The organism is Novosphingobium sp. CF614 (assembly GCF_900113255.1).
GTDB lineage: Bacteria > Pseudomonadota > Alphaproteobacteria > Sphingomonadales > Sphingomonadaceae > Novosphingobium.
Genome location: NZ_FOOR01000006.1, coordinates 165,547 through 190,514, shown reverse-complemented (window position 1 = coordinate 190,514; position 24,968 = coordinate 165,547). Strand labels below are relative to the sequence as shown.

The following is a 24,968-nucleotide window of genomic DNA, read 5'->3' as shown; positions in this document are numbered from 1 at the left end:
AACAATAGTCTTTCTACCCGTCAAGTTCCTTCCCTTTCCAGCAACTTACGCTTGATTTCGAGCCCGTAGGCATAGCCGCCCAGCGTGCCGTCGGTGCGGATCACGCGGTGGCAGGGAATCAGCACCGCGACGTTGTTGGCCCCGTTGGCCGATCCGGTCGCGCGCACCGCGCCGGGCCGGCCGACGGCTGCGGCGATCTGGGCGTAAGTGCGGGTCTCGCCGGGCGGGATGCGCTGCAATTCGCGCCAGACCGCTTCCTGGAAAGCGGTGCCCTGGACATCGAGGGGTATGGAGCGTGACTGGCCGGGCTGCTCGACCGCGCCGACCACGTCGACCAGCAGCCGGGAGAAATCATCGCCGCCCTGCACCAGGTCTGCCTTGGGAAAACGCTCGGCAAGGTCGTCCACGCTTTCGTTGAAGGAGAGCCGACAGACGCCCTTGTCGGTGGCGGCCACCAGCATCTCGCCCAGGGTTGTTGGCACCACTGCCCAGCGGATCGTCACCCCCCGCCCGCCGTCACGCCATGCCGAAGGCGCCATGCCCATCCTCCCTTCACTCGCTTCATAGAATCGGGACGAGGCCCCGAACCCGGCGTCATAGATCGCCTGCGTGACGCTGGCCCCGGCGCTCAGGGCGTCGCCCGCCATACCGACCCGCCGGACCCGCAGGAATTCGGCCGGCGAAAGACCGACCGCGCGCTTGAATACGCGCTGGAAATGCGCGGGGCTATATCCCACCCGTTCCGCCAGCTGGGCGAGCGCCGGGGTTTCCTCGGCACCGGCCAGGGCTTCGAGGGCGCGCGACACGGCTTCCTCGTCCCGCGCCACTTCCGTCGGACGGCACCGCAGGCAGGGCCGCAAGCCTGCCGCCTCGGCCGCTTCGGGCGCATCGAAGAAGCGCACGTTCTCGCGCCGGGGATGCCGCGCCGCGCAGGACGGCCGGCAATATATCCCGGTCGAGAGCACGCCGGTGACGAATTGCCCGTCGAAGTCCCGGTCGCGCGCAAGCACGGCTTGCCAGGCCCGGTCCTCGTCGATCTTCATCCGCGTCGTGCTCATTGCCCGCCTCCGTGGCGCTCGATCCGCGCCGCGAAGCATCCATGGGCGGCATTGTGCGCATGAATGCAAGCGACGCGCGGCATGTCAAACAGCTCCCGTATCCTTGCGTCGATCTCGTCGGGAGAGGCAAGCCGCGCGCCCGCCAGCATGCCCTCTTCATCGAACCCGCGCAGCGACAGCGTGCGGCCCGCGAAGACCGGCGGCAAGCGATCGATCCAGGGTTCGGCCCCGGGTCCGGTGGCGACGGCATGTTCCCGGACGTATATCGCATAAGCCGTGCGGAAGGGATTCGCGGTGTCGTGACTGACATGATTGAGCAGGACCAGGCTCTCGCCGCGCTTCGCATCCTCAAGGCTGATCCGGCAGGGATAACCATGATCGGCGTCGGCGATCACTCGCCTTGCGCCGTTCTCGGCCAGTTCCGCGTCGTCCATCGCGAGGAATCGCGTGAACGCGGCGCGCGGCAGGCCGGCGATTCGATATGTCATGCAAAGCTCCCGTTTGTCATCTCCCGCTCATCTGGCGCCATCCCCGCAAGATGGCTTCCCGCCGGTTGCGTTCAAACCGTATTGCCGGGAATCGTTCACGGGGGCCAAGGGGTGCCTTGCATCGCAACAATATCGTCGCTATGCGCCCCCCGTCTGCGGGCCGAACCGTGCTTTTGCGCGGTTCCTTTCGTGCCCCAGCCCACCCGATGTAAGGATAGGACACGCGTGGAGAATTCCGGCGGCATCAAGGCCAGCTTGCAAGGGCGCTACGCTTCGGCGCTATTTGATCTTGCCAGCGAGAACGGCGTCGTTTCTGCGGTCGAGGACGACCTCGAGAAGATGGACGCGGCGATCCGCGAGAGCGGTGATCTTGCCGTGCTGATTCGCAATCCGCAAGTCAGCCGCGAAGCGGCCGGCAAGGTCATGGAAGCCGTAGCCGGCGTGCTCGGCCTGACGGATCTGACGAAGAACTTCCTCGGCGTGCTGGCATCCAACCGGCGCCTTTCCGCGCTACCCGCCATCATCCACGCCTTCGCCGCCATCGCCGCCGCCCAGCGCGGTGAAGTGACCGCCGAAGTTTCCTCGGCCCATGCGCTCGGCGACGACCAGATCGAAGCCCTGCGCCAGAAGCTGGAGATCCGCGAAGGCCGCAAGGTCAAGGTCAAGGCGAGCGTCGATCCCGATCTGCTCGGCGGCCTTGTCGTCACCATCGGTTCCAAGCGCATCGACAGCTCGATCCGCACTCGTCTCAATTCGCTCGCCCAGGCCATGAAGGGCTGAAGAAAGGCAAAACAATGGATATCCGCGCCGCAGAAATCTCGAAGGTCATCAAGGACCAGATAGCCAGCTTCGGCACCGAGGCACAGGTATCGGAAGTCGGCTCCGTGCTTTCGGTGGGTGACGGCATCGCCCGCATCCACGGCCTCGACAAGGTCCAGGCCGGCGAAATGGTCGAATTCGCCAACGGCGTCCAGGGCATGGCCCTCAACCTCGAAGCCGACAATGTCGGCGTCGTGATCTTCGGCTCCGACGCGGAGATCAAGGAAGGCGATACCGTCAAGCGCACCGGCACCATCGTCGACGTTCCCGTCGGCAAGGGCCTGCTGGGCCGCGTGGTCGACGCGCTGGGCAACCCGATCGACGGCAAGGGCCCGATCGTTTCCGACCAGCGCTCGCGCGTCGAGAACAAGGCGCCCGGCATCATCCCGCGCAAGTCGGTGCACGAACCGGTGCAGACCGGTCTCAAGGCGATCGACGCGCTGGTTCCCGTCGGCCGCGGCCAGCGCGAGCTCATCATCGGCGACCGCCAGACCGGCAAGACCGCCGTCGCCATCGACACCTTCATCAACCAGAAGGGCCCCAACGCCGGCGACGACGAATCCAAGAAGCTCTACTGCATCTACGTTGCGGTGGGCCAGAAGCGCTCGACCGTTGCGCAGATCGTGCGCCAGCTCGAGGAAAACGGCGCGATGGAATATACCATCGTCGTCGCCGCCACCGCCTCCGAGCCGGCCCCGCTGCAGTATCTTGCGCCTTACACCGGCGCCGCCATGGGTGAGTTCTTCCGCGACAACGGCATGCACGCCGTGATCGTCTATGACGACCTTTCCAAGCAGGCCGTCGCCTATCGCCAGATGTCGCTGCTGCTGCGCCGCCCGCCGGGCCGCGAAGCCTATCCCGGCGACGTGTTCTATCTTCACAGCCGCCTGCTGGAACGCGCCGCGAAGATGAACGACGCCATGGGCGCCGGCTCGCTCACCGCGCTGCCGATCATCGAAACCCAGGCGGGCGACGTTTCGGCCTACATTCCGACCAACGTGATCTCGATCACCGACGGCCAGATCTTCCTTGAAACCGGCCTGTTCTACCAGGGCGTGCGTCCGGCCATCAACGTCGGTCTTTCGGTCAGCCGCGTCGGCGGCGCCGCCCAGACCAAGGCGATGAAGAAGGTCGCCGGCTCGATCAAGCTGGAACTGGCGCAGTACCGCGAAATGGCGGCCTTCGCGCAGTTCGGCTCCGACCTCGACGCTTCGACCCAGAAGCTGCTCAATCGCGGCGCGCGCCTGACCGAGCTGCTCAAGCAGCCGCAGTTCTCGCCGCTCGCCTTCGAGGAGCAGACCGTCTCGATCTTCGCCGGCACCAACGGCTACCTGGATTCGATCCCGGTCGACAAGGTCACCGAGTACGAGGCCGAGATGCTCGGCTACATGCGTTCGGAACATGCCGACGTCCTTGCGCTGATCCGCGACACCAAGGACTTCGGCGACGAAGCGAAGAGCAAGACCAAGGCCGCGCTCGACGCTTTCGCCAAGCAGTTCGCGTAAGAACGAAGGCGAACCCCCGGCCTTCACGTTTCCCCGTCACCCTGAACTTGTTTCAGGGGCCATCTCTCGGGATGGCACAGGGGCGTGAAGGCAGAATGGATGCTGAAACATGTTCAGCATGACGAGTGAAGGATGAGTTAGGGCAGCTATGGCAAGCCTCAAGGAACTCAAGGGCCGCATCAACTCGGTCAAGTCGACCCAGAAGATCACCAAGGCCAAGCAGATGGTCGCCGCGGCCAAGCTGCGCAAGGCGCAGGCCAATGCCGAGGCCGCGCGCCCTTACGCCGCGCGTCTGGCCGAGGTGATGGGCTCGCTCGCCGGCAAGATCACGGTGAGCGAGAACTCGCCCAAGCTGCTGGCCGGAACCGGCAGCGACCGGATCCACCTGCTGGTCGTCGCCAATTCCGACAAGGGCCTGTGCGGCGCCTTCAACTCCAACATCGTCAAGGCCGCGCGTCTCAAGGCGCGGGAACTGGAAGCACAGGGCAAGACCGTGCTGTTCTACCTCGTGGGCCGCAAGGGCCGCGCGGTGATCCGGCGCGAATATCCCAAGCAGATCGCCCACATGTTCGACACCACCGACGTGCGCGATCCCGGCTACAACGAGGCGGAGAAAATCGCCGACGAACTGGTGGCGATGTACGAGGCGGGCAAGTTCGATGTTGCCCACTTGTTTTACTCCAGGTTCCGTTCGGCGCTGCTGCAGGAGCCGACCGGCCAGCAGATCATTCCCGTTCCCGCCCCCAAGGTGGCGGCTGCCGCCACCGGTTCGGTGGTCGAATACGAGCCGGATGAGGAGGAAATCCTCGCCGCGCTGCTGCCGCGCTACCTCAAGACCCAGATCTTCGGCGCGCTGCTGGAAAACGCCGCTTCCGAACAGGGCGCCTCGATGACCGCGATGGACAACGCCACGCGCAACGCGGGCGAACTGATCCAGAAACTCACCATCCAGTACAACCGCAGCCGCCAGGCCGCGATCACCACCGAACTCGTCGAAATCATTGCTGGCGCGGAAGCGCTCTAAAGACATCGCAGGCAAGGAACCCAAAATGGCTACCGCACCAGTGCTCAACCTCACCACTACCGGCAAGATCAGCCAGGTCATCGGCGCCGTCGTCGACGTGACCTTCGAAAGCGATCTGCCCGCCATTCTCACCGCGCTCGAGACCGAGAACAACGGTCAGAAGCTGGTGCTCGAAGTCGCCCAGCACCTGGGCGAGAACACCGTGCGCACCATCGCCATGGACGGCACCGACGGCCTTACCCGGGGCCAGGACGTGACCAACACCGGCAAGCAGATCTCGGTGCCGGTCGGCCCGAAGACGCTCGGCCGCATCATGAACGTCGTCGGCGAGGCGATCGACGAGCGCGGACCGGTCGGCTCGGACATGTTCTCGCCGATCCACGCCGCGGCCCCGGCCTTCGTCGACCAGTCGACCGAAGCGGCGATCCTGGTCACCGGCATCAAGGTGATCGACCTGCTCGCGCCTTATGCCAAGGGCGGCAAGATCGGCCTGTTCGGCGGCGCCGGCGTGGGCAAGACGGTGCTGATCCAGGAACTCATCAACAACATCGCCAAGGGCCACGGCGGCGTCTCGGTCTTCGCGGGCGTGGGTGAACGCACCCGCGAGGGCAACGACCTCTACCACGAGTTCCTCGACGCCGGCGTCATCGCCAAGGACGCCGAAGGCAACGCGACCTCGGAAGGCTCCAAGGTGGCGCTCGTGTTCGGCCAGATGAACGAGCCCCCGGGCGCCCGTGCCCGCGTCGCGCTCTCGGGCCTGACCATGGCCGAGTACTTCCGCGACCAGGAAGGCCAGGACGTGCTGTTCTTCGTCGACAACATCTTCCGCTTCACCCAGGCGGGCGCGGAAGTGTCGGCGCTGCTCGGCCGCATCCCCTCGGCGGTGGGCTACCAGCCGACCCTGTCGACCGACATGGGCGCGCTGCAGGAGCGCATCACCTCGACCACCAAGGGCTCGATCACGTCGGTCCAGGCGATCTACGTTCCCGCCGACGACCTTACCGACCCGGCGCCCGCCACCTCGTTCGCCCACCTCGACGCCACCACCACGCTGAACCGCGCGATCTCGGAGCTGGGCATCTACCCGGCGGTCGACCCGCTCGACTCGACCTCGCGCGTGCTGGAGCCGCGCGTCGTCGGCCAGGAGCACTACGAAACGGCCCGCAAGGTCCAGGAAACGCTGCAGAAGTACAAGTCGCTGCAGGACATCATCGCGATCCTGGGCATGGACGAGCTTTCGGAAGAGGACAAGCTGACCGTCGCCCGCGCCCGCAAGATCCAGAAGTTCCTCTCGCAGCCGTTCCACGTCGCCGAGGTCTTCACCGGCATCCCGGGCAAGTTCGTCCAGATCGAGGATACCGTGAAGTCGTTCAAGGCCGTCGTCGAAGGCGAGTACGATCACCTGCCCGAAGCCGCCTTCTACATGGTCGGCGGCATCGACGAGGCGGTCGAGAAGGCCAAGAAGCTGGCTGAGGAAGCGTAAAGGAAGCGCCCAGCCGAAAGGTTCGGGCTCTTCAATCCCCCCTCCCGTGAACGGGAGGGGCCGGGGGAGGGCCTGTTGGGCACCCCTTCCCTGGCAGTAACAAGCCCTTCCCCTGCCCCTCCCGTTCACGGGAGGGGGGAATAGAGGCCCTCCTGCAAGCGGAGGGGAAATCGTGATGGCTCTCCACTTCGAACTCGTCACCCCCGCCAAGCTCGTCCGTTCGGAGGATGTCCACATGGTGGTCGTCCCCGGCACGGAAGGCGAATTCGGCGTCCTCGCGGGCCACGCACCCTTCATGTCGACCATCCGCGACGGTGCCCTCAAGGTCTACCGGACCGAGAACGCCGCACCGGAAGAGATCATGATCCAGGGTGGTTTCGCCGAAGTCGGCGACACCGGGCTGACCGTGCTCGCGGAGCACGTCGAGGGCTGATCTTATACGTTGGTCGAATGCCAAAAGGCGCCGCCGGGAGACTGGCGGCGCCTTTTGCTTTTGCCCTTTGGTAACTCTTTTTTGACTATAGGCTCTCGCACAATTGCGGGGTTTTTCATGACGGGCATGACGATGACGGTGGCGATTCCACCCCCTTCGGGTGGCGCGCAAAGCCGACTGTCCGCGCTCGTCGAGCGTAGCCGCCTCGCCCAGTTCCTGTTCTTGTTCGGCTTTGCCCTGCTGATCCGCAGCCCGACTTTCGGAGACTGGAACTTCGAAGTCGACGACCAGTTCTACGCGCTCGTCGGCCAGCGACTTGTGGATGGCGCGCGGCTTTACACCGATATCTGGGACCGCAAGCCACCCGCCCTCTTCCTGACATATTCCCTGATCGCGCTGGTTTCGCGCGCTCCCATTGCCTGGCAAATCGCCGCTCTACTGGCCGCTACTGCCGGAGCTTACGGCGTCTGCCGGATCAGTCGCTTGTTGACTGGCCCGTTCGGTGCTTTGGCGGCGGGACTTGCCTATCTTGTTTTGCTCAACAGGCTGGGCGGGGCGACCGGGCAAGCCCCGGTTTTTTACAATCCGCTGATGATCGTTGCCGCCGGTTCCATCATCAACACGCTGGAGGCATTGCGCGACGGCCGCATCAATTCAAGGCTGGTTACAGGCATCATGGCTGCCGGCTTAGCCCTCTTATTCAAGCAGACGGCTATCTTCGAATGCATTTTCTTCGGATTTTACATTTGCGTCGCCCTACTTCGCGGCAGATCGGGATTAGCGCGCGCGAGTGGGCAGATCGCGCTGCTGGTGATTGCTGCCTGTTTGCCGACGCTGATTGTTTTCGCCTGGTACTGGCAGGATGGTCACTTGCAGACGCTGTGGCACGCCTTGGTCGCATCGAACTTCTCCCGAGGCTACACCGGTTTCGCCGACCGCACGGTGCGCTTCATCACAGGCCTTGGCATGTTGGGCATGCCGATCGTGTTCGGTGCGCTCGCGATTCCGCAACTGATGCGCGATCGGGTGCTGCGCGCCCCCACCCTCTTCGTCATCCTTTGGAGTGGATCTGCCTTTGCCGGTCTTGCAATCTTCCCCAACATCCGGATTCATTACTTGCTGCCGTTGGTTACGCCCCTGTGCATTCTCAGCGCCTCCTTCTTTGAACGACACCGGACTGGCAGACTTGGCCTGATCGTACTCATCGGCACCAACCTGGCGTTCGGCGGGGCATGGAACCTTGCCGATCGTTGGCGCAATCACATCGCCTTGCCGCGGTTCGAACGCTACGTTGCCGAAGTGACACCACATCGCAAGTTGCTGGTGTTCGGCACGCCGAGCCTGCTCTACGCCCGCATTGGCGCCATCCCGCCAAGCCGGCTTGCCTTCCCGCCTCATTTCTTCGAAGGCGGGGAAGCGGGCGCCAGTGGCATGGACGAAGTGGCAGAACTCCGCCGCGTCCTTGACGCAGGGCCGGAAACGGTCGTGACCGTCAAACCCTTGCGCTTCACCCCGTACAACATGCCCAACATCCGGCAGGTCGCGCACTATATGCGACAGTGCCGGCAGCACCGAGCGTTCACCATATACGATCATGAAGGGCCTCTGCAGGCCACCGTGTCCAGCGGGTGCGCCGCGCGGCCGTATGCCGGTGCCGCCCTGTCGCTTAGCAGGAATTTAACCACGTCTTGATAGCTCATCGCCGACTTTGTTGCACGGAGCGGCAGTCAGGAGAATGCGCGTGAGGGAGCAAGCCATGCCTGCGGAACCAGACAAGGCTTGGTCGGCTTTTGCCTTCATATCAAGTGTGCGGGACATCCCGGCACCGCTGCTGATGGTCCTTTTCACGCTTGTTGCCACTCTACCCGTCCTATTCGTCGCCACTCCGCCCATGAGCGATGCGCTAGGCCACATGGGGCGCTACGCCATCCAGACGGGGCTGGAGCAGGCACCCTGGCTGGCGCCATACTATTCGTTCCACTGGAAGCCGATTGGCAACCTGGGGGCGGACATCCTGATCGAAATGCTGGCACCACTTTGCGGCGTGGAACGCGGCACAATGGTGATCGTCGTCCTTACCCAGTTCATTGCTGCCAGTGCCATCCTGTCCCTGTCCCGGGCGCTGCACGGCCGAATAACGCCATTCGCGATCTTCGCCCTGCCGCTGATCTATAGCGTACCGTTCAACTTTGGCTTCCTGAACTTCTCCTTGTCGATGGCACTCGCGCTTCACGCATTCCGACTCTGGCTGGCGCTGGATGGACCGGAAAAAGCAACGTTGAGGGCGACAGTGTTCGTTCCGTTGAGCTTGTTGTTGTGGCTGTGCCACACGTTCGGTTGGATCTTTCTCGGCCTGCTCTGCACGGCGCACGGCATCGCACAATTACGCGAAACCGGGCGAAGCGTGCGGCAACGATTCACCGACATCCTTTCCCACTGTGCCCCATTGCTAGCACCGCTGCTACCGATGCTGGCCTGGCGCTCGGCCACGTCCGATGCTGGCATCAGCGGCTGGTTCAGCCTCTATGACAAGGCCTTTTGGGCGATCGGTTTTCTCAGGCTCGAATGGTCGACACTCGATCGGTTGAGCGCTGCGATGCTGATCCTGGTCGTCTATTACGGCGTCCGCAGTTCCGAAGTCGCACTGAACCGCACCATGGCTTACGCGGCACTGCTTGGTCTTTTCGCCTATGTCATCTTGCCCAAGCAGGTCTTCGGATCATTTTATGCCGACATGCGCCTTGCCCCTTATGTGGTGGCAGTCTCGTTGCTGGCGCTGCGTCCGGCGAGGCACGGAGGGCGTGCGCCAGCGCTGCTGTGGGCAGCCGCCATCGGCTTCCTTGTCTTTCGCCTGATCCTGACTGGCGCGGTCTACCTTGAGCGTGAACGAGACCTGGAAAGGCATATGGCCGCGCTCACCGTCATCCCCAAGGGAGCACGCCTGGCGACCCTGGTGCGGCAACCCTGCATCGCCGATTGGGATATGCCCTGGCTTACACACATGGGCGGCCTGGCCATCGCGCGCAAACATGTGTTTTCCAATGACCAGTGGGCGACACCAGGCATGAACCTGTTGAGCGTGCACTATCCTGCCGCCGGGTCCTACACTGTCGATGATTCCGAGCTGATCTTCCCCGATCATTGTGCAAGACCGGACGAAACCCTCGACCACGCCATCGCGAACCTTCCGCTTGCCGCGTTCACTCATGTCTGGGTTGTCGGTTTTCCGCCCGGGCGGATACCGCGTCGGCCGGGGCTTGTGACGGTTTGGGCCAGCCAGGATGCGGTCGTTTTCAAGGTGGCCGTGCAATAGGTCATGCCACTGGTCTCAAGCCGAGTGCGCTGTATCTCGCCTCCTCCATCCCATTAGGAAGTTCTCAAAGTTTCAACCTTAATGATCGGATCCATTCGCGATTAGGTCACGCTCGATAGCGGGTCGGGCGGCGGAAAAGGTTGGAAGTCTCATGACGGCATTCGGGCGGCGGAACGGCATCGGTGGCATGGGTCAGGGTGCCAGACCGGCATTCGGCGTGGCCAAGCCCCTGAAAGGCGGCGGCGGTGCGGTTGAGAAGGCTCCGGTTCCTGGCGGCGCGCCGATTCCCAGCGGGATGCCGGGCGGCGACCAGTTTCCGCCCCTGCCCGGCGACACCGGCCACGGTTCGGTGCAGAACCAGCGCGACGATGCGATGACCCGCCTCACGGACCGCGCCAACGCGGTGCATGCGATCGATTCCGAGCAAGGCGGCTTCGAAGCCTCTATCCACAAGATCAAGGAGCAGGTCCTGCCCCGCCTGCTCGAGCGCGTCGATCCCGAGGCCGCTTCGACGCTGACCCGCGACGAACTGTCCGAGGAATTCCGGCCGATCATCGTCGAGGTCCTGGCCGAGCTCAAGATCACCTTCAACCGGCGCGAACAGTTCGCGCTCGAAAAAGTGCTGATCGACGAACTGCTCGGCTTCGGCCCGCTGGAAGAGCTGCTCAACGATCCTGACATTTCGGACATCATGGTCAACGGCCCGAACCAGACCTACATCGAAAAGAAAGGCCGGCTGCAGCTTGCGGGCATCCGCTTCCGCGACGAGCAGCACTTGTTCCAGATCGCCCAGCGCATCGTCAACCAGGTCGGCCGCCGCGTCGACCAGACCACGCCGCTGGCCGACGCCCGCCTCAAGGACGGCAGCCGCGTCAACGTGATCGTCCCGCCGCTCAGCCTGCGCGGCACCGCCATCTCCATCCGCAAGTTCTCCGAAAAGCCGATCACCATCGACATGCTCAGGGACTTCGGCTCGATGAACGACAAGATGGCCACCGCGCTCAAGATCGCCGGCGCCTGCCGCATGAACGTGGTCATCTCGGGCGGCACCGGTTCGGGCAAGACGACGATGCTCAACGCCCTGTCCAAGATGATCGATCCCGGCGAGCGCGTGCTGACGATCGAGGACGCGGCCGAGCTTCGCCTGCAGCAGCCGCACTGGCTGCCGCTGGAAACCCGTCCGCCGAACCTGGAGGGCCAGGGCGCGATCAGCATCGGCGATCTCGTCAAGAACGCCCTGCGCATGCGGCCGGACCGCATCATCCTGGGCGAAATTCGCGGCGCCGAGTGCTTCGACCTGCTCGCCGCCATGAACACCGGCCACGACGGATCGATGTGCACGCTTCACGCCAACAGCCCGCGCGAGTGCCTGGGGCGCATGGAGAACATGATCCTGATGGGCGACATCAAGATCCCCAAGGAAGCGATCAGCCGCCAGATCGCCGAATCGGTGGACCTGATCGTCCAGGTCAAGCGCCTGCGCGACGGTTCGCGCCGCACCACCAACATCACCGAAGTGATCGGCATGGAAGGCGACGTCATCGTCACCCAGGAACTCTTCAAGTTCGAGTACATGGACGAGACCGACGACGGCAAGATCCTGGGCGAATTCCGCGCTTCGGGCCTGCGCCCCTACACGCTGGAAAAGGCGCGCCAGTTCGGTTTCGACCAGGCCTACCTCGAAGCCTGCCTCTGACCGGCCTTCCGCGCCCCGCCGGCGCGGCATCGGATAGGAGAACACGCGCCAGCGGCGAAGCCCTGCGCCTATCCGACGCCACGTCTTGCGTATCGCGGCGAAGAGCGAACGCACCCGCGGCGCGGAACCGCGCACCCGCGGAAGGCGGGGGAGGCGGGGGAGGCGATCTATGCCGGGCGGATGGAACTTCATCCGCAAGGTTAAGCCAGATCAGGCCGATGTAGGAAAGAACATTTTTGGGGACGGGCCAATCATGCCAAATCTCATCGACCGGAACTCGTGCTCCCCTTGCTTTCGTCGTTGCGAGCCGCCGAAGGTGATGCGGCAACGCCAGGGCGCCAAATAGGACATCGTGCCAAGATCTGCCCGCCCGGCTCGCCCTTCGACAAGCCCAGGACGAGCGGGTCTCGATTCGGATTTCGGGCTCTTCGCTCTGGCGCCCATCCGTATAATTCCGAAATGCGGGTCAGCGGAAGCAGCCTTAGCGATGGGCACGCAATGTCTGGCCCGCGCATCATTTTACCCACCCCGTCCGATCACCGGCCAGCCGTTCGGATGATGCGCGCGCGATGACCTTGAGCTTGTTCTTCTGCTCCATTCTGGCGCTGCTCGTGGCGCCGGGCCCCACCAATACGCTGATGGGGCTTGCCGGAGCGCAAGGCGGACCGCGCCGGATGGCCTGGCTGATACCGGCGGAACTGCTCGGATACCTGACCACGATCGTCCCGCTGGCCTATCTCGGACCCGCCACGCTGGGGCGATGGCCGGTCGCGGCGATCGGCGTGAAAGTCGTCGCGGCGATGTGGATCCTGTTCCTCGCGGCCAGGCTGTGGCGGATGCCCGGCCAGGCCGGCCACGGCGGGGAGATCTCCGCCCGGAAGCTCTACCTGACGACCGTGCTGAACCCCAAGGCGCTGATCTTCGGGCTGGTCCTGCTGCCGCCGGTCGGTGACGCCGGATTCGCGCCGAAGCTTGCCGTCTTCATGCTTACGGTCGTGGCGGTCGCCATGGGCTGGAACCTTGCGGGTTCCATGACGCGGGCCGGGGCCGGCCACCCGCGGCGCTTGCAGGCAGTCCAGCGGATCGCCTCGCTGTGGCTGGCGACCGTTTCGGTCGCGCTGCTCGGCGCGATGCTGCGGGCATAGCGCGATCCGGATCGCGCGCGGGAAAGCCCCTATCCCGCCAGCCAGGCCCTTGCCGACAGCCCCAAGAGTATCGCCGCCAGCAGCAGCGCCAGGAAAAAGATCGTGGTCCAGGGCATGAAGCCCACGCGGTCGAGATCGCGGCGGCGCATCCGCCGGCGGTCGCCGATCCAGGCGGCAAGGGCGATCAGGGCCGCCAATCCCCCGGCAATCGCCAGATATCGCGTCGAATCATCCATCTTGCGCCCTTGCCTTGCCGCGCGGCGGAACTAAAGCCTCTCCCGTGATGAAGTCCCACCGCCCGTTGCTGGCGATCGCTTTGCGTGCCGGAGCGATGGTCCTGCTGTCCACCATGCTGATGCTGGTGAAGTATGCCGGCCAGCTTGGGGTATCGGTGCCGGAAATCCTGTTCTGGCGCATGCTCATAACGCTTCCGGTGCTGCTCATCCGGCTCGGCACGCGCGGCCAGCTTGGGCGTCTGGCCACGCGCCGTATCGGCACCCACGCCCGGCGCGCGGCATTGGGCATGGTGGCGCTGTTCTGCAACATAACCGCCGCCCTGCTGCTGCCGCTTGCCGAAGCCACCACGTTCAGCTTCACCACGCCGCTGTTCGTCGTCCTCATCACCGGCCTGTTCCTGCAAGAGAAAGTGGGGCCCTGGCGCTGGGCGGCGGTGGTGCTCGGCTTCGTGGGCGTGCTCATCATCGCCCAGCCCGGCGCGGCGCCGGTTTCGATGCTGGGCGTGGCCGCCGGCCTGGGCGCGGGAATCCTGGTCGCCCTGGTAAGCTTCCAGGTCAGCGACCTGGCCCGCACCGAAGACGCGACCACATGCGTCTTCTGGTTCGCCTTCTTCGGCGCCCTGTTCGCATCGGTGCTGATGCCGGCCTATCACGGCAACCACAGCCTCGCCGCCTGGGGCGTGATCCTTGCGATCGGGCTCACCGGAACGCTTGCGCAGCTGCTGCTGACCGCGGCGCTGCGCTATGGCCAGGTCGCGACGGTAGTGGTGATGGACTACACCTCGCTGATCTGGGCGACGCTTTACGGCTGGCTGATCTGGGGGCATTTCCCCTCGCACGCGACCTGGCTCGGCGCTCCGGCGATCGTCGCCGCCGGTCTCGTCATCACCTGGCGCGAGCATGTCAGGTCGCGGCACGTCTCCCCCACTTCGGCGCTCAGCGAGGCCGGACCCGACGATCAGCGCGAAACCTGAGCAATCCCCGTGCGTTTAGCGCGGACGGGCCTGGATGGCGGATCGTTCTTCCGTCACGGCTTGGCCCACAGGAGCGCTATCATGACTAGAAAATTCGTCCTCGCCCTTCTCGCCGGCAGCATCGTGCTGGGCGCCGCCGCCTGCAACACCGTGAAAGGCGCCGGCCGCGACATCGAGTCGGTGGGCCGGGCCGGCGACGAGGCCATTCACGGGAACTGACCGGGTCGCCGGTCCGACGGCTGGCGCCGGTTCCAGATCGAAGCGAGCAGGCTGCCGATAAGGACGTGCATGACCGCGGAGATCGCTGCCGGAACCGGTGCCAGCGCGGCCTGCGCGGGATCGGGGAACTGGCGCGCGAAAGCCGGGCTCGAAGCCAGGCTGGCGCCGAGCCCGCTGTTCTGCATGCCCACTTCGATGCTGATCGTCCGGGCGGGGGCCTCGCCCAGGTGCATCATGCGGCTCAGCAGGTAGCCCAAGCCGAAACCGGCGGCGTGAAGCGCGAAGACCGCGATCAGCAACACGTCGGCATGCAATTCGATCAACGGCTTCGAACGGGCGATGATGGCCGAGACGATCAGCACCACGAACACCACCGAAACCAAGGGTGAAACGGCGCCGACCAGCCGTGTCGCGCGCGGCAGGTAGCGGTTCATCGCCACGCCCGCCACCACCGGCACGAGCACTACCGCGATCATCTCGCGAAACAGGTTCCAGCGGTCGATCTCGATGAAGACGCCCGCCAGCACGCCGGTCAGCATCGGCGTCAGGATAATGGCGACAAGCGTCGAGGCCATCGTCATCGTCACCGAAAGCGCCACGTCGGCCCGCGCCAGGTAGCTGATGACGTTCGAGGCCGTCCCGCCGGGACAGCAGGCGACCAGGATCAGGCCCACCGCCAGGCCGGGCTCCAGGGCGAAGGCCCAGGCCGAGGCGAAGCCGGCCAGCGGCATGATCGTGAACTGCAGCACCACGCCTGCCAGCACCTGCCGGGGCATCGCCAGCACGCGGCGGAAATCGTCGAAGCTGAGCGTGATACCCATGCCCAGCATGACCACGCCGAGCATGACGCTGATAAGCGGCTGCCCGAACGGCCGATACCGCCCGTCGGCGATCCAGACGAACAGGTCGGGCACGAACCAGGCCAGGCCGACACCCAGCACGGTCCACAACGCGAAGAGGCCGGTGATCCGCTCGAACAGGCGAGTCACCGGGGTTCGGTGCCCTGCCAGACCAGCACGGGCCTCCGCGCCGCCAGCGTTTCGTCAAGCCGCCGCCGCGGCGCGAAGTGCGGGGCCGAGTGCAGGCTTTGGTCGCCCGCCTTGGCCCGCTCTGCCAGGCTGCGCAAGCTGGCGATGAAGCGATCAAGCCCGGCCTTGCTTTCCGTCTCGGTCGGCTCGACCAGCATGGCGCCCTTGACCACCAGCGGGAAATAGACCGTCATCGGGTGGAAGCCCTCGTCGATCAGGCCCTTGGCGATGTCGAGCGTGGAGAAGCCTTCGGCCAGCCCGGCATCGCTGAACAGCGCCTCATGCATGCACGGGCCGCTGGCGGCGAAGGGTGCCGGCAGCAGATCCTGGCAGGAGCGCAGCACGTAGTTGGCATTGAGCACCGCGTCCTCCGCCACTTGCCTGAGGCCGTCGGCGCCGTGGCTGAGGATATAGGTCAGCGCGCGGGTGAACATGCCCATCTGGCCGTGGAAGGCGACCATGCGGCCGAAAGCGCTGGCATGGCCCTCGCTGGCGTTCTCTTCATCGACGAGGTGGAGAACGCCGTCCGCGCCGCGTGTCACGAAGGGCAGCGGCGCGAATGGCGCCAGCGCCTCGGAAAGGACCACCGGCCCCGCGCCCGGCCCACCGCCGCCGTGCGGGGTGGAAAAGGTCTTGTGCAGGTTGATGTGCATGGCATCGACGCCGAGATCACCGGGCCGCACTTTGCCGACGATCGCGTTGAAGTTGGCGCCGTCGCAATAGACATAGCCGCCCACCGCGTGAACCGCATCCGCGATCGCCTTCATTTCCGGCTCGAACAGGCCGCAGGTGTTGGGATTGGTAATCATCACCCCGGCCACGCCGCATTCCGGCCCGCCCGCCCCCAGCCTGGCCTTGAGCGCTTCCAGGTCGACGCGGCCAGCGGGTGTCGCCGGGATCGATTCGACCTTGAAGCCGGCGAAAGCGGCGGTCGCCGGGTTGGTGCCGTGCGCGCTTTCGGGCACCAGCACCACGTCGCGCTTCTCCCCCCGCGCATCGAGCGCGGCGCGGATGCACAGCAGCCCGCACAGCTCGCCATGCGCGCCGGCCTTGGGCGACATCGCCACCGAGGCCATGCCGGTCAGCCGCACCAGCCAGTCGGCAAGCTGCTCGATCACCGCGAGCGCGCCTTCGACCGTCTTTTGCGGTTGCAATGGATGGACATCGGCGAAACCGGGCAGGCGCGCCACCTTCTCGTTGAGGCGCGGGTTGTGCTTCATCGTGCAGGAGCCGAGCGGAAACGGCCCGAGGTCGATGGCGTAGTTCTGGCGTGACAGGCGGGTGTAGTGCCGCACCGTCTCCGGCTCGGTCAGGCCCGGCAGCGCGGGCGGCGCCTTGCGCAGGAACTTGCGCAGCCCTTCCGCCGGGGCGCGATCCGCCTCGTCGAGATCGACACCGCACTTGCCCGCCGCGCCCAGCTCGAAGCTCAGGCACTCCTCGAGCATCAGCCCCCGGTCGCCGCTGGAAGTGGCGGGCCCGCCGGCCGCGGCATCGGCTTCACCCATCGCGGGACGCCAGCCCGCCGCATTGACCACGTTCATGCCCGCACTCCCGCCAGAAGGTTTTCCAGTTCGACCGCGAAAGCCTCGATATCCTCGTCGGTCGTCGTTTCGGTGGCCGCCACCAGCAGTCCGTTCCAGAGCCCGTCCGCCCCCGGGAACAGGCGGGCGAGCGATACCCCGCCCAGCACCTTGCGATCGGCCAGCTCGCGCACGACTTCGCGCGCGTCGCGCGGCAGGATCAGCGTGGCCTCGTTGAAATAGGCGTGGTTGAGCAGCGACACGTCCGGGATTCGAGTCAGCCGCTCGAACGTCGCTTGCGCGCGGGCATGGTTGACGGCGGCGAGCCGCGCCAGCCCTTCCCCGCCCAGCAGTGTCAGGTGAATGCTGAAAGCCAGGGCACAAAGCCCTGAATTGGTGCAGATATTGCTGGTCGCCTTCTCGCGCCGGATATGCTGCTCGCGCGTCGAGAGGGTCAGCACGAAGCCGCGCTTGCCCTCGGCATCGACGGTCTGCCCGCATAGGCGCCCCGGCATCTGGCGCACGAATTTCTCGCGGCAGCCGAACAGGCCGAGGTAAGGCCCGCCGAATTGCAGCCCCACGCCGATCGACTGGCCCTCTCCCACCACGATATCGGCGCCCAGCGCGCCGGGCGCCTCGATCAGGCCGAGCGCCACCGGCTCGGTGACCACCGCGACCAGCAGCGCGCCCCGGGCATGCGCCGCCTCGGCAATCGCGATGAGATCGGGAATGCGGCCGAGCACGTCGGGATACTGGACGACGACGCACGAGGTGGCATCGTCGATCGCCGCGATCACCGCCGCGTCGTCCGGCTCGGCGGTCAGCGCCGCGGCGAGCGAGACGATGTTGTCCTGCGTGAACTTCGCCATCGTCCGCACGACTTCGCCGTAATGCGGATGCAGTCCGCCGGAGAGCACCGCGCGGCCCTTGCGAGTCACCCGCGCGGCCATCAGGATCGCTTCCCAGCACGCGGTCGACCCATCGTACATCGAGGCATTGGCGATATCGGTGCCGAACAGGCGCGCGACCTGGGTTTGGAACTCGAACAGCACTTGCAGCGTGCCTTGCGCGATTTCCGGCTGATAGGGCGTGTAGGCCGTCAGGAACTCGCCGCGCTGGATCAGGTGATCGACCGAGGCCGGCACATGGTGGCGATAGGCTCCCGCGCCCAGGAAGAACGGCACCGAACCGGCCGATAGGTTGCTGGCCGCCAGCGCGCTCATGTGGCGTTCGACCGCCATTTCGCTGGCATGCATGGGCAGGCCCGCGATGGGGCCGGAAAGCCGGGCCTGCTCGGGCACGTCCACGAAGAGATCGTCGACCGTGGCGGCGCCGATGACGCCAAGCATCTCGGCGCGGTCGGCGGGGGTCAGGGGAAGGTAGCGCATCAGCAAAGGGCTCCGGACAACGGGTTCACGCAAGGGCGCGGAGGCACGAAGGGGTTGGGCAGCGCCGCGCCGGGGTCCTTCGACAAGCTCAGGACGAACGGGTCTCGATTCGGATTTCGGGTTCCTCGCTCAAATCCCTTTGCGCCTCCGTGCCTTTGCGCGAAATATTTCCCCTCTCCGCGCCGCCGTGCCGCCGGGTAAAAACGCATGAGCGAAGAGCCGGCTTTCGGCAGGGACTCGCCGGCCCCATGCCAAGTTGGTGTTTCCCCTCGCTTCGTCATTGCGAGACCGCCACGACGAGGGGCGAAAACGGACCTCGCTCCCGAATACCCGGCATCACAGCCCATTCACGAATTCCCGATAGGCCGCCTCGTCCATCAGGGCGTCCAGCTCGGCGGGGTCGGACAGGGTGATGCGGAACAGCCAGCCGCCCACTTCGGCATCGGTGTTGACCAGCTCGGGCTCATCGGCGAGCGCGGCGTTGACTTCGGCGATGGTGCCCGAAACCGGCGTGTAGACGTCCGAGGCGGCCTTGACCGAATCGACCACCGAGACGGAATCGCCCTTGGCCACGCTCGCCCCTTCGGCAGGCAGATCGACGAAGGTGATGTCGCCCAGCTGGCCTTGCGCATAGTCGGTGATCCCGACGGTGCCGAGGCCATCCTCGATTTCGATCCACTCATGGTCTTCGGTGAAATAACGGCTCATGGGAAACAAGCTCCTCAGCGGTGATAGCGATGGGGGACGAAAGGCATCGGCACGACTTTGGCGTCGAGCCGCTTGCCGCGCACATCGAGCGAAAGCGCGCAACCTTCGGCGGCATGGGCGGTCTCGACGTAGGCCATGGCGATGGGGCGTTGCAGCGAAGGCGAGAACCCGCCCGACGTCACGACGCCGACGCGCTCGTCCCCTGAAAAGACCTCCGCGCCCTCGCGCGCGGCCATGCGGCCTTCCAGGGCGAGGCCGACGCGCATCCGCCTGGGGCCCAGGGCCATTTCGGAAAGAATCCGGCGCGCGCCGGGAAAGCCCATCTCGGTCCGGCGCCGCTTGCTGATCGCGAAGCCGAGGTCGGCTTCGCCGGGGGTGGTATCGACGGTGATGTCGTGGCCGTAGAGCGGCAGCCCCGCCTCCAGTCGCAGCGAATCGCGCGCGCCAAGGCCGATCGGCTTGACCTCGGGCTGCTCGACCAGCGCCTCGGCGAGCGCGACGATGTCGTCCGCGCGAACCGAGATCTCGAAGCCATCCTCGCCGGTGTAGCCCGATCGGCTCACGCCGAGCGGCCGGCCCTGCCAGAAGAACGGAGCGGCCTGCATGAACTTGAGTTCTTCCAGCCTCGGCATGCCCGGGAAAGCCGGCTCGAGCCCGAGCCGCCCCAGCGCCTCGGCCGCCTTGGGGCCCTGCAAGGCGAGCAGGCCCTGTTCGTCGAGATGATTGAGCGTGATTTCGTCGGGCAGCTGTTCGCGCAAGTGGCCGATATCATCCCACTTGGTCGCGCCGTTGACGATGAGGTAGTATTCCCCGCCACGGTTGGTGACCATCAGATCGTCCAGAATCCCGCCGTCCTCGCCGAGCAGCAGCGAATAGCGCAGGCGGCCGGCCTTGAGCGCGGAGATATCGCCGGGCAGCAGCGCTTCCAGTGCCTGCGCCGCGCCTTCGCCGGAAACTTCCAGCTGGCCCATGTGGCTGACGTCGAACAGGCCGGCGCTCTCGCGGGTCCAGAGGTGCTCGGCGATGATGCCCTCGTACTGGACGGGCATCAGGTAGCCGGCGAATTCGACCATGCGGCCGCCCTTCTCGCGATGCCAGGCATCGAGCGGCAACGGCAGCGGCGCGGGGGCCTCTTCCTGATCGTCTTCGGGATTCGGATATTCGCTCACAAGATCAAGACTCCGCGCAAAGCATGGCACACCGTTCAGGTGCCCCCTCTGTCACGGAAACCTGAGAGCTTCCCCCGCGCTGCCTCTTGCAAGGCGGGCGAGGTTACACCGTCGGCGGCCCCGTCCTGCTGGACGTGGCACTTTCCAGAGTGTCGCTATCGACCCTGCGCGGTCCTTTTGCCTGAGAGATTCCGGGGCGGTTGCTCCTTCGGCGCCTCCCGACCGGTAAACCGAATCGGCAGAACTCTCCCGCGCGTGTCAGCGATGCGGCTATCCTTGGTTGAGCACTCGGGGCGAGTCAACGCCTCGCATGCCGCACTGCGAAACTAATCCCCGGCGCTCGTCCCGGCCCGGCGCGCCGCCCGGCGCATGGCGTCATGGTCGTGAACGAAGCGGCCCCGTGCCTTCTCGCACGCCAGGGACAGGATCGCGCGGGCCACCCGACGGGCACGAATCGAGCGGTAGCATCGGTATTTGCCGTGCAGGAACAGCACGTCGACCGCAGGTGCCAGGGCTTGCGCCATGGCCTCGATCGGCCGGCGCGGCCTTCGCCGTCCGCGCAGCAATCCCGGGCGCAGAATATCCAGCCGCCAGAAACCCAGCTTGCCCAGCGCCTCCTCCATCTCGCCCTTGACCGAAAGGTAGAAGTTGCGGCTGCCCCTGTCCGCCCCGATCGACGAGACGACAATCATGTGCTCGATGCCCGCGGCGCGAGCGGCTTCCGCGCAGAACCGCACGAGATCGTGGTCGATCGCGCGAAATGCCGCCTGGCTGCCGGCCGCCGCGATCGTGGTGCCCAGCGCGCAGACCATGACCTTGGCGCGGGAAGCGGCGATCAGCTGCGGCCAGTCGATCGGTTCGCCGACGAGCATCTCCATGCGCGCGCCGGCGGGCAATCGCGCCTCGCGCCGGGCGACGCCGACCAGGCGCAGATCCTCGCGCCCCACCGCCTCGGCGATCAGCGCGCCGCCCACCAGCCCCGTCGCTCCGACGAGGCAGATGCGTGTACCGGCAGGCTTCATGCGCCTAGCCGCCACGCTCACACATTGCTCAGTCCCTCGGGCGTGCGGCCGTAGATCTGGGCGTGGCACGTGGTGGCGAAGCGGTCGGTCATTCCGGCGATATAGTCGGCGATATGCCGGCTGCGCCCGGGCTCGAAGCGCGGCAGCGTGTCGATCCAGGCCTCGTCCATCAGCACCGGCTCCTGCGAATAGGCCGAATAGAGCTCGGCCAGCACGGCGCGGGCACGGCGGGCGGTGTCCATCTGTTCGGGATGGTAGTAGAGCTTCTCGTACATGAAGCGTTTGAAGCCGCGCTCGGCCTCGGCCATGTCGGGAGAGAAGGCGACCAGCGGGCGCCCGGCGGCGCGCACCTCCTCGATGCTGCCGACGCCGGCGAGGTTCTCCCTGGTGCGGGCCACGAGGTCGTTGACCATCACCCCGATCTGGCTGCGGATCAGTTCGGCCAGCTGCCGGTCGTGCGGGACGCCGGGATAGCGCCGCTCGACCTCGGCCCAGCGCTCGGCGACGAAGGGATGCGCGAGCAGTTCGTCGGGATCGAGGAAACCCGCGCGCAGCCCGTCGTCGATATCGTGGTTGTCGTAGGCGATATCGTCGGACAGCGCGGCGACTTGCGCTTCGAGCGAGGGATAGGTGTCCAGGTCGAGCCCATAGGCCGCGTCCAGTTCCGCCAGCGCCCAGTTGGGTTCGGCGACCGGGCCGTTGTGCTTGGCAAGGCCTTCCAGCGTTTCCCAGGTGAGGTTGAGCCCGTCGTGTTCGCAATAGGGACTGTCGAGCCGCATCAGCGTGCGCAGGCAATGGGCATTGTGATCGAAGCCGCCGGCCTTGTGCAGGGCGGCATCGAGCGCGTCTTCCCCGGCATGGCCGAAAGGCGGGTGGCCGATATCGTGCGCCAGCGCCAGCGCCTCGGTCAGGTCCTCGTCCAGGCCCAGGATGCGGGCGATGACCCGGGCGATCTGCGCCACTTCCAGGCTGTGGGTCAGCCGTACCCGGTAATGGTCGCCGTCGGGCGCGATGAAGACCTGGGTCTTGTAGCGCAGGCGGCGGAAGGCGATCGAATGGATGATGCGGTCGCGGTCGCGCTGGTAGGCGCTGCGCGGCCCGCGGGCGAGCGCGTTCTCCAGCGGGAACTCACGCCCGCGCGAACGGGCCGGATCGGAGGCATAGGGGGCGAGAGTCAAGCGCTGGGTATCCGGGGGCTGCTTTGGGGGGCTTTCCTCCCTAGCGGGCAAGGCCGGTCGCGCACAAGGCCGCTGAACTCACGGTAACGGCGATGACCTCGGAATCGTCCACCTGGCGCACCGCCCGCAGCAATCCGCCGACGGTGTGCTTTTCCGCCTGGAACGCCTCGAGCCTGCGCAATTGCGGCAGCGAGAGCCGCTTGACCAGACGGCGGCCCATGCAGGCGGCCGCCTTGTCGTTCATGCCCGCCTCGGCAAAGGCGGTGCGCACGCGGTACTCGGCATACCAGTGCGCACCGAACCACAGCGCGGTGGCGAGGCCCACCAGCGTGAACAGCGACTTGACCAGACCGAACATCGGGCGCGGCTCAGTCGGCCAGGGCCTTGTTGATGTCCTCCACCATCTTCTTGGCGTCGGCGAGGAGCATCATGGTCTGGTCCATGTAGAACACGTCGTTGTCGACGCCGGCATAGCCCACGCCGCCCATCGAGCGCTTGACGAAGAAGATGGTCTTGGCCTTCTCCACATCGAACACCGGCATGCCGTAGATCGGGGAGCTCTTGTCGGTCTTGGCCGCCGGGTTCACCACGTCGTTGGCGCCGATGATGAAGGCGACGTCGCACTGCGCGAACTCGCCGTTGATGTCCTCCAGTTCGAAGACCTCGTCATAAGGCACCTGCGCTTCGGCGAGCAGCACGTTCATGTGCCCGGGCATGCGGCCGGCGACCGGGTGGATCGCGTACTTGACGGTGACGCCGTGCTTCTTGAGCTGGTCGGCCATCTCGCGCAGCACGTGCTGGGCCTGCGCCACCGCCATGCCGTAACCCGGGATGATGATGACGTTCTCCGCCTCCTTCATGATGAAGGCAGCGTCCTCGGCCGAGCCGCGCTTCCACGGGCGCTGCTCCCGCGCCGCGCCGCCGCCCGGGCCGCCGCCAGCATCCGCGCCGAAACCGCCGGCGATCACCGAGAGGAAGCCGCGGTTCATCGCCTTGCACATGATGTACGAAAGGATCGCGCCCGAGGAACCGACCAGCGCGCCGGTGATTATCATCGCGGTGTTGTGCAGCGTGAAGCCCATCGCCGCCGCCGCCCAGCCCGAGTAGCTGTTCAGCATCGAGACGACGACCGGCATGTCCGCGCCGCCGATCGGGATGATGAGCAGGAAACCGATGGCGAAGGAGAGCGCGGTGACGGTGGCGATCACCCACAGGCCCTGGTCCTGCGTGAAATATGCGACCAGCCCGAGGATGGCGACCAGCGTGCCCAGGTTGATGACGTGCCGGCCCGGCAGCATGATCGGCGCGCCCGACATCTTGCCGGCAAGCTTGAGGAACGCGATCACCGAGCCCGAGAACGTGATGGCCCCGATGGCGATGCCAAGCCCCATCTCGATCCGGCTCTGCGCCTCGATCGCGCCGTCCGGTCCGGCGATGCCGAAAGCCTGCGGATTGAGATAGGCCGCCCAGCCGACCAGCACCGCCGCGAGGCCCACCAGCGAGTGGAAGGCGGCGACCAGTTGCGGCATGTCGGTCATCTTGATGCGCCGGGCCGTCACCCAGCCGATCGCGCCGCCGATGGCGATGGCGGCGAGGATTTCGAGCAGCGTGACGGTATTGAGACGGGCAATGAACCCATGGCCTCCGAAATCCTGAAAGCTCTTCAGCGGAACATGCGTGACCAGCGTCGTCACGACCGCGATGGTCATGCCGGTCATGCCGAAGCGGTTGCCGGTGCGCGAAGTGGCCGGGCTCGAAAGGCCGCGCAGCGCCAGGATGAACAGGATGCCGGAAACAAGATAGGCGAGCATCGCCCAGGAAGGAGTAGCGACGTGTTCCATCACTTCTTCTCCTTCTTCTTGTACATGGCCAGCATCCGCGCCGTGACCGCGAACCCGCCGAAGATGTTGACCGAAGCCAGCACCACCGCAAGCAGCCCCAGCCATTTCGAGGTCGCACTGCCCGCCGCCGCGCTCGCCACCAGCGCGCCGACCACGATCACCGAGGAGATCGCATTGGTCACCGCCATCAGCGGCGTGTGCAGCGCCGGGGTGACGGACCAGACGACGTAATAGCCCACGAAGCAGGCCATGACGAAGATCGAGAGGATCGAGATGAAGTCCATCAAAGGCTCCGAACAGATCCTCCCCCGACGGGGGAGGTGGCAGCCCGCAGGGCTGACGGAGGGGGGGGCGCCGCGCACATCGCGACGATCGATTGCGCGACGCCGTCTACATCCCGCAGCACTTCAGCCGCCGGGATTCGCACCACTTCGAGACCGCAGGAACGTAGCCACGCATCGCGGGAAACGTCACGAGCGGGCCGGCTTCCCATGTCGTGAGACAGCCCATCGATCTCGATGACGGTTTTGGCGCCCGCGCAAAAGAAATCCGCGACGAACGATCCGATGGGATGCTGCCGACGAAACTTCAGGCCTTGCGGACGCTGGCGGAGGACACGCCACAAGAGCACTTCCGGCAGCGACATTTCGGAGCGAAGCCTCCGGGCGGCTTTCAGCGCTTCTTCGGTATGATCGCGCATCAGTTGCGAGACGGCGCGCCG

The 24,968-nt window shown here is 65.8% G+C and carries 25 protein-coding genes and 2 riboswitches; of the genes, 11 read left to right on the top strand and 14 right to left on the bottom strand.

Annotation, left to right across the window (positions count from 1 at the left end; all coding sequences use genetic code 11):
* Positions 1-20: 20 nt before the first annotated feature.
* Both BM052_RS09555 and BM052_RS09550 read right to left on the bottom strand, forming a co-directional pair.
* The gene (locus BM052_RS09555; RefSeq protein WP_091145989.1) at positions 21-1,058 is read right to left on the bottom strand and encodes a bifunctional transcriptional activator/DNA repair enzyme AdaA; all 1,038 of its coding nucleotides are present in this window, start codon (positions 1,056-1,058) and stop codon (positions 21-23) included.
* On the bottom strand, positions 1,055-1,546 hold the full coding sequence (locus BM052_RS09550) for a DUF1203 domain-containing protein (RefSeq protein WP_091145986.1): 492 nt from the start codon (positions 1,544-1,546) through the stop codon (positions 1,055-1,057). The genes BM052_RS09555 and BM052_RS09550 overlap by 4 nt, the downstream gene beginning before the upstream one ends.
* 225 nt (positions 1,547-1,771) lie before the next feature.
* Here BM052_RS09550 and BM052_RS09545 point away from each other — a divergent pair, with 225 nt between their 5' ends.
* The 9 genes from BM052_RS09545 to BM052_RS09505 all read left to right on the top strand — a co-directional run bounded on the left by BM052_RS09545 (position 1,772) and on the right by BM052_RS09505 (position 12,964).
* Complete coding sequence (locus tag BM052_RS09545) at positions 1,772-2,326, top strand: F0F1 ATP synthase subunit delta (protein ID WP_091145983.1); 555 nt, start codon at positions 1,772-1,774, stop codon at positions 2,324-2,326.
* 14 nt (positions 2,327-2,340) lie between these two features.
* Positions 2,341-3,870, top strand: coding sequence for a F0F1 ATP synthase subunit alpha (gene atpA / locus BM052_RS09540; RefSeq protein ID WP_091145980.1), 1,530 nt, complete (start codon positions 2,341-2,343; stop codon positions 3,868-3,870).
* A 148-nt stretch (positions 3,871-4,018) separates the two neighbouring features.
* Complete coding sequence (locus BM052_RS09535; RefSeq protein WP_091145977.1) at positions 4,019-4,894, top strand: F0F1 ATP synthase subunit gamma; 876 nt, start codon at positions 4,019-4,021, stop codon at positions 4,892-4,894.
* Positions 4,895-4,919: 25 nt separating this feature from the next.
* On the top strand, positions 4,920-6,377 hold the full coding sequence (gene atpD, locus BM052_RS09530) for a F0F1 ATP synthase subunit beta (protein WP_091145975.1): 1,458 nt from the start codon (positions 4,920-4,922) through the stop codon (positions 6,375-6,377).
* Positions 6,378-6,552: 175 nt separating this feature from the next.
* Complete coding sequence (locus tag BM052_RS09525; protein WP_091145973.1) at positions 6,553-6,810, top strand: ATP synthase F1 subunit epsilon; 258 nt, start codon at positions 6,553-6,555, stop codon at positions 6,808-6,810.
* A 117-nt stretch (positions 6,811-6,927) separates the two neighbouring features.
* Positions 6,928-8,502, top strand: coding sequence for a hypothetical protein (locus BM052_RS09520; protein WP_091145971.1), 1,575 nt, complete (start codon positions 6,928-6,930; stop codon positions 8,500-8,502).
* A 64-nt stretch (positions 8,503-8,566) separates the two neighbouring features.
* Positions 8,567-10,123, top strand: coding sequence for a hypothetical protein (locus tag BM052_RS09515; RefSeq protein ID WP_143084796.1), 1,557 nt, complete (start codon positions 8,567-8,569; stop codon positions 10,121-10,123).
* Positions 10,124-10,274: 151 nt separating this feature from the next.
* Complete coding sequence (locus tag BM052_RS09510; RefSeq protein ID WP_177198409.1) at positions 10,275-11,819, top strand: CpaF family protein; 1,545 nt, start codon at positions 10,275-10,277, stop codon at positions 11,817-11,819.
* A gap of 569 nt (positions 11,820-12,388) precedes the next feature.
* The gene (locus BM052_RS09505; protein ID WP_091145966.1) at positions 12,389-12,964 is read left to right on the top strand and encodes a LysE family translocator; all 576 of its coding nucleotides are present in this window, start codon (positions 12,389-12,391) and stop codon (positions 12,962-12,964) included.
* Positions 12,965-12,993: 29 nt separating this feature from the next.
* Here BM052_RS09505 and BM052_RS09500 read toward each other — a convergent pair whose 3' ends face one another.
* On the bottom strand, positions 12,994-13,200 hold the full coding sequence (locus tag BM052_RS09500) for an LPXTG cell wall anchor domain-containing protein (protein WP_091145964.1): 207 nt from the start codon (positions 13,198-13,200) through the stop codon (positions 12,994-12,996).
* A gap of 47 nt (positions 13,201-13,247) precedes the next feature.
* On the opposite strand from BM052_RS09500, the gene BM052_RS09495 reads away from it, so the two are divergent.
* The gene (locus BM052_RS09495; RefSeq protein WP_255406051.1) at positions 13,248-14,174 is read left to right on the top strand and encodes a DMT family transporter; all 927 of its coding nucleotides are present in this window, start codon (positions 13,248-13,250) and stop codon (positions 14,172-14,174) included.
* A gap of 81 nt (positions 14,175-14,255) precedes the next feature.
* Positions 14,256-14,393 carry an entericidin A/B family lipoprotein gene (locus BM052_RS09490; RefSeq protein ID WP_091145961.1) on the top strand — a complete coding sequence of 46 codons (138 nt, stop codon included), beginning with the start codon at positions 14,256-14,258 and terminating at the stop codon, positions 14,391-14,393.
* On the opposite strand, the gene BM052_RS09485 is transcribed toward BM052_RS09490, so the two are convergent.
* The 11 genes from BM052_RS09485 to BM052_RS09435 all read right to left on the bottom strand — a co-directional run bounded on the left by BM052_RS09485 (position 14,381) and on the right by BM052_RS09435 (position 24,947).
* The gene (locus BM052_RS09485) at positions 14,381-15,382 is read right to left on the bottom strand and encodes a bile acid:sodium symporter family protein (RefSeq protein WP_255406050.1); all 1,002 of its coding nucleotides are present in this window, start codon (positions 15,380-15,382) and stop codon (positions 14,381-14,383) included. The two genes, BM052_RS09490 and BM052_RS09485, sit on opposite strands and share 13 nt — an antisense overlap.
* A complete protein-coding gene (gene gcvPB / locus BM052_RS09480; protein ID WP_091145959.1) occupies positions 15,379-16,962 on the bottom strand; it encodes an aminomethyl-transferring glycine dehydrogenase subunit GcvPB in 1,584 nt (527 codons plus the stop codon). The genes BM052_RS09485 and gcvPB overlap by 4 nt, the downstream gene beginning before the upstream one ends.
* Positions 16,959-18,329, bottom strand: a complete 1,371-nt coding sequence (gcvPA, locus tag BM052_RS09475; RefSeq protein WP_091145957.1) for an aminomethyl-transferring glycine dehydrogenase subunit GcvPA — start codon at positions 18,327-18,329, stop codon at positions 16,959-16,961. The genes gcvPB and gcvPA overlap by 4 nt, the downstream gene beginning before the upstream one ends.
* 336 nt (positions 18,330-18,665) lie before the next feature.
* On the bottom strand, positions 18,666-19,037 hold the full coding sequence (gene gcvH / locus BM052_RS09470) for a glycine cleavage system protein GcvH (protein ID WP_091145954.1): 372 nt from the start codon (positions 19,035-19,037) through the stop codon (positions 18,666-18,668).
* A gap of 14 nt (positions 19,038-19,051) precedes the next feature.
* Positions 19,052-20,206, bottom strand: a complete 1,155-nt coding sequence (gene gcvT, locus BM052_RS09465) for a glycine cleavage system aminomethyltransferase GcvT (protein WP_091145951.1) — start codon at positions 20,204-20,206, stop codon at positions 19,052-19,054.
* A 38-nt stretch (positions 20,207-20,244) separates the two neighbouring features.
* Positions 20,245-20,364, bottom strand: a riboswitch (glycine riboswitch).
* A gap of 1 nt (position 20,365) precedes the next feature.
* Positions 20,366-20,468, bottom strand: a riboswitch (glycine riboswitch).
* 64 nt (positions 20,469-20,532) lie between these two features.
* Complete coding sequence (locus BM052_RS09460; RefSeq protein ID WP_091145948.1) at positions 20,533-21,228, bottom strand: NAD(P)H-binding protein; 696 nt, start codon at positions 21,226-21,228, stop codon at positions 20,533-20,535.
* A gap of 17 nt (positions 21,229-21,245) precedes the next feature.
* Positions 21,246-22,406 carry a deoxyguanosinetriphosphate triphosphohydrolase gene (locus BM052_RS09455; protein WP_091145946.1) on the bottom strand — a complete coding sequence of 387 codons (1,161 nt, stop codon included), beginning with the start codon at positions 22,404-22,406 and terminating at the stop codon, positions 21,246-21,248.
* 40 nt (positions 22,407-22,446) lie between these two features.
* Positions 22,447-22,764, bottom strand: a complete 318-nt coding sequence (locus tag BM052_RS09450) for a hypothetical protein (RefSeq protein ID WP_091145943.1) — start codon at positions 22,762-22,764, stop codon at positions 22,447-22,449.
* Between the two features lie 10 nt (positions 22,765-22,774).
* Positions 22,775-24,247, bottom strand: a complete 1,473-nt coding sequence (locus BM052_RS09445; RefSeq protein ID WP_091145941.1) for an NAD(P)(+) transhydrogenase (Re/Si-specific) subunit beta — start codon at positions 24,245-24,247, stop codon at positions 22,775-22,777.
* Entirely contained in the window at positions 24,247-24,531 is a 285-nt protein-coding gene (locus tag BM052_RS09440) for an NAD(P) transhydrogenase subunit alpha part 2 (RefSeq protein ID WP_091145938.1), read from the bottom strand. The genes BM052_RS09445 and BM052_RS09440 overlap by 1 nt, the downstream gene beginning before the upstream one ends.
* Positions 24,531-24,947, bottom strand: a complete 417-nt coding sequence (locus tag BM052_RS09435; protein ID WP_091146081.1) for an endonuclease domain-containing protein — start codon at positions 24,945-24,947, stop codon at positions 24,531-24,533. The genes BM052_RS09440 and BM052_RS09435 overlap by 1 nt, the downstream gene beginning before the upstream one ends.
* Positions 24,948-24,968: the final 21 nt, after the last annotated feature.

Coding starts and splice junctions, on each gene's coding strand:
- BM052_RS09555 (WP_091145989.1), bottom strand. CDS start 1,058: ATGAGCACGACGCGGATGAAGATCGACGAGGACCGGGCCTGGCAAGCC.
- BM052_RS09550 (WP_091145986.1), bottom strand. CDS start 1,546: ATGACATATCGAATCGCCGGCCTGCCGCGCGCCGCGTTCACGCGATTC.
- atpA (WP_091145980.1), top strand. CDS start 2,341: ATGGATATCCGCGCCGCAGAAATCTCGAAGGTCATCAAGGACCAGATA.
- BM052_RS09535 (WP_091145977.1), top strand. CDS start 4,019: ATGGCAAGCCTCAAGGAACTCAAGGGCCGCATCAACTCGGTCAAGTCG.
- atpD (WP_091145975.1), top strand. CDS start 4,920: ATGGCTACCGCACCAGTGCTCAACCTCACCACTACCGGCAAGATCAGC.
- BM052_RS09525 (WP_091145973.1), top strand. CDS start 6,553: ATGGCTCTCCACTTCGAACTCGTCACCCCCGCCAAGCTCGTCCGTTCG.
- BM052_RS09520 (WP_091145971.1), top strand. CDS start 6,928: ATGACGGGCATGACGATGACGGTGGCGATTCCACCCCCTTCGGGTGGC.
- BM052_RS09515 (WP_143084796.1), top strand. CDS start 8,567: ATGCCTGCGGAACCAGACAAGGCTTGGTCGGCTTTTGCCTTCATATCA.
- BM052_RS09510 (WP_177198409.1), top strand. CDS start 10,275: ATGACGGCATTCGGGCGGCGGAACGGCATCGGTGGCATGGGTCAGGGT.
- BM052_RS09505 (WP_091145966.1), top strand. CDS start 12,389: ATGACCTTGAGCTTGTTCTTCTGCTCCATTCTGGCGCTGCTCGTGGCG.
- BM052_RS09500 (WP_091145964.1), bottom strand. CDS start 13,200: ATGGATGATTCGACGCGATATCTGGCGATTGCCGGGGGATTGGCGGCC.
- BM052_RS09495 (WP_255406051.1), top strand. CDS start 13,248: ATGAAGTCCCACCGCCCGTTGCTGGCGATCGCTTTGCGTGCCGGAGCG.
- BM052_RS09490 (WP_091145961.1), top strand. CDS start 14,256: ATGACTAGAAAATTCGTCCTCGCCCTTCTCGCCGGCAGCATCGTGCTG.
- gcvPB (WP_091145959.1), bottom strand. CDS start 16,962: ATGAACGTGGTCAATGCGGCGGGCTGGCGTCCCGCGATGGGTGAAGCC.
- gcvPA (WP_091145957.1), bottom strand. CDS start 18,329: ATGCGCTACCTTCCCCTGACCCCCGCCGACCGCGCCGAGATGCTTGGC.
- gcvH (WP_091145954.1), bottom strand. CDS start 19,037: ATGAGCCGTTATTTCACCGAAGACCATGAGTGGATCGAAATCGAGGAT.
- BM052_RS09460 (WP_091145948.1), bottom strand. CDS start 21,228: ATGAAGCCTGCCGGTACACGCATCTGCCTCGTCGGAGCGACGGGGCTG.
- BM052_RS09450 (WP_091145943.1), bottom strand. CDS start 22,764: ATGTTCGGTCTGGTCAAGTCGCTGTTCACGCTGGTGGGCCTCGCCACC.
- BM052_RS09445 (WP_091145941.1), bottom strand. CDS start 24,247: ATGGAACACGTCGCTACTCCTTCCTGGGCGATGCTCGCCTATCTTGTT.
- BM052_RS09440 (WP_091145938.1), bottom strand. CDS start 24,531: ATGGACTTCATCTCGATCCTCTCGATCTTCGTCATGGCCTGCTTCGTG.
- BM052_RS09435 (WP_091146081.1), bottom strand. CDS start 24,947: ATGCGCGATCATACCGAAGAAGCGCTGAAAGCCGCCCGGAGGCTTCGC.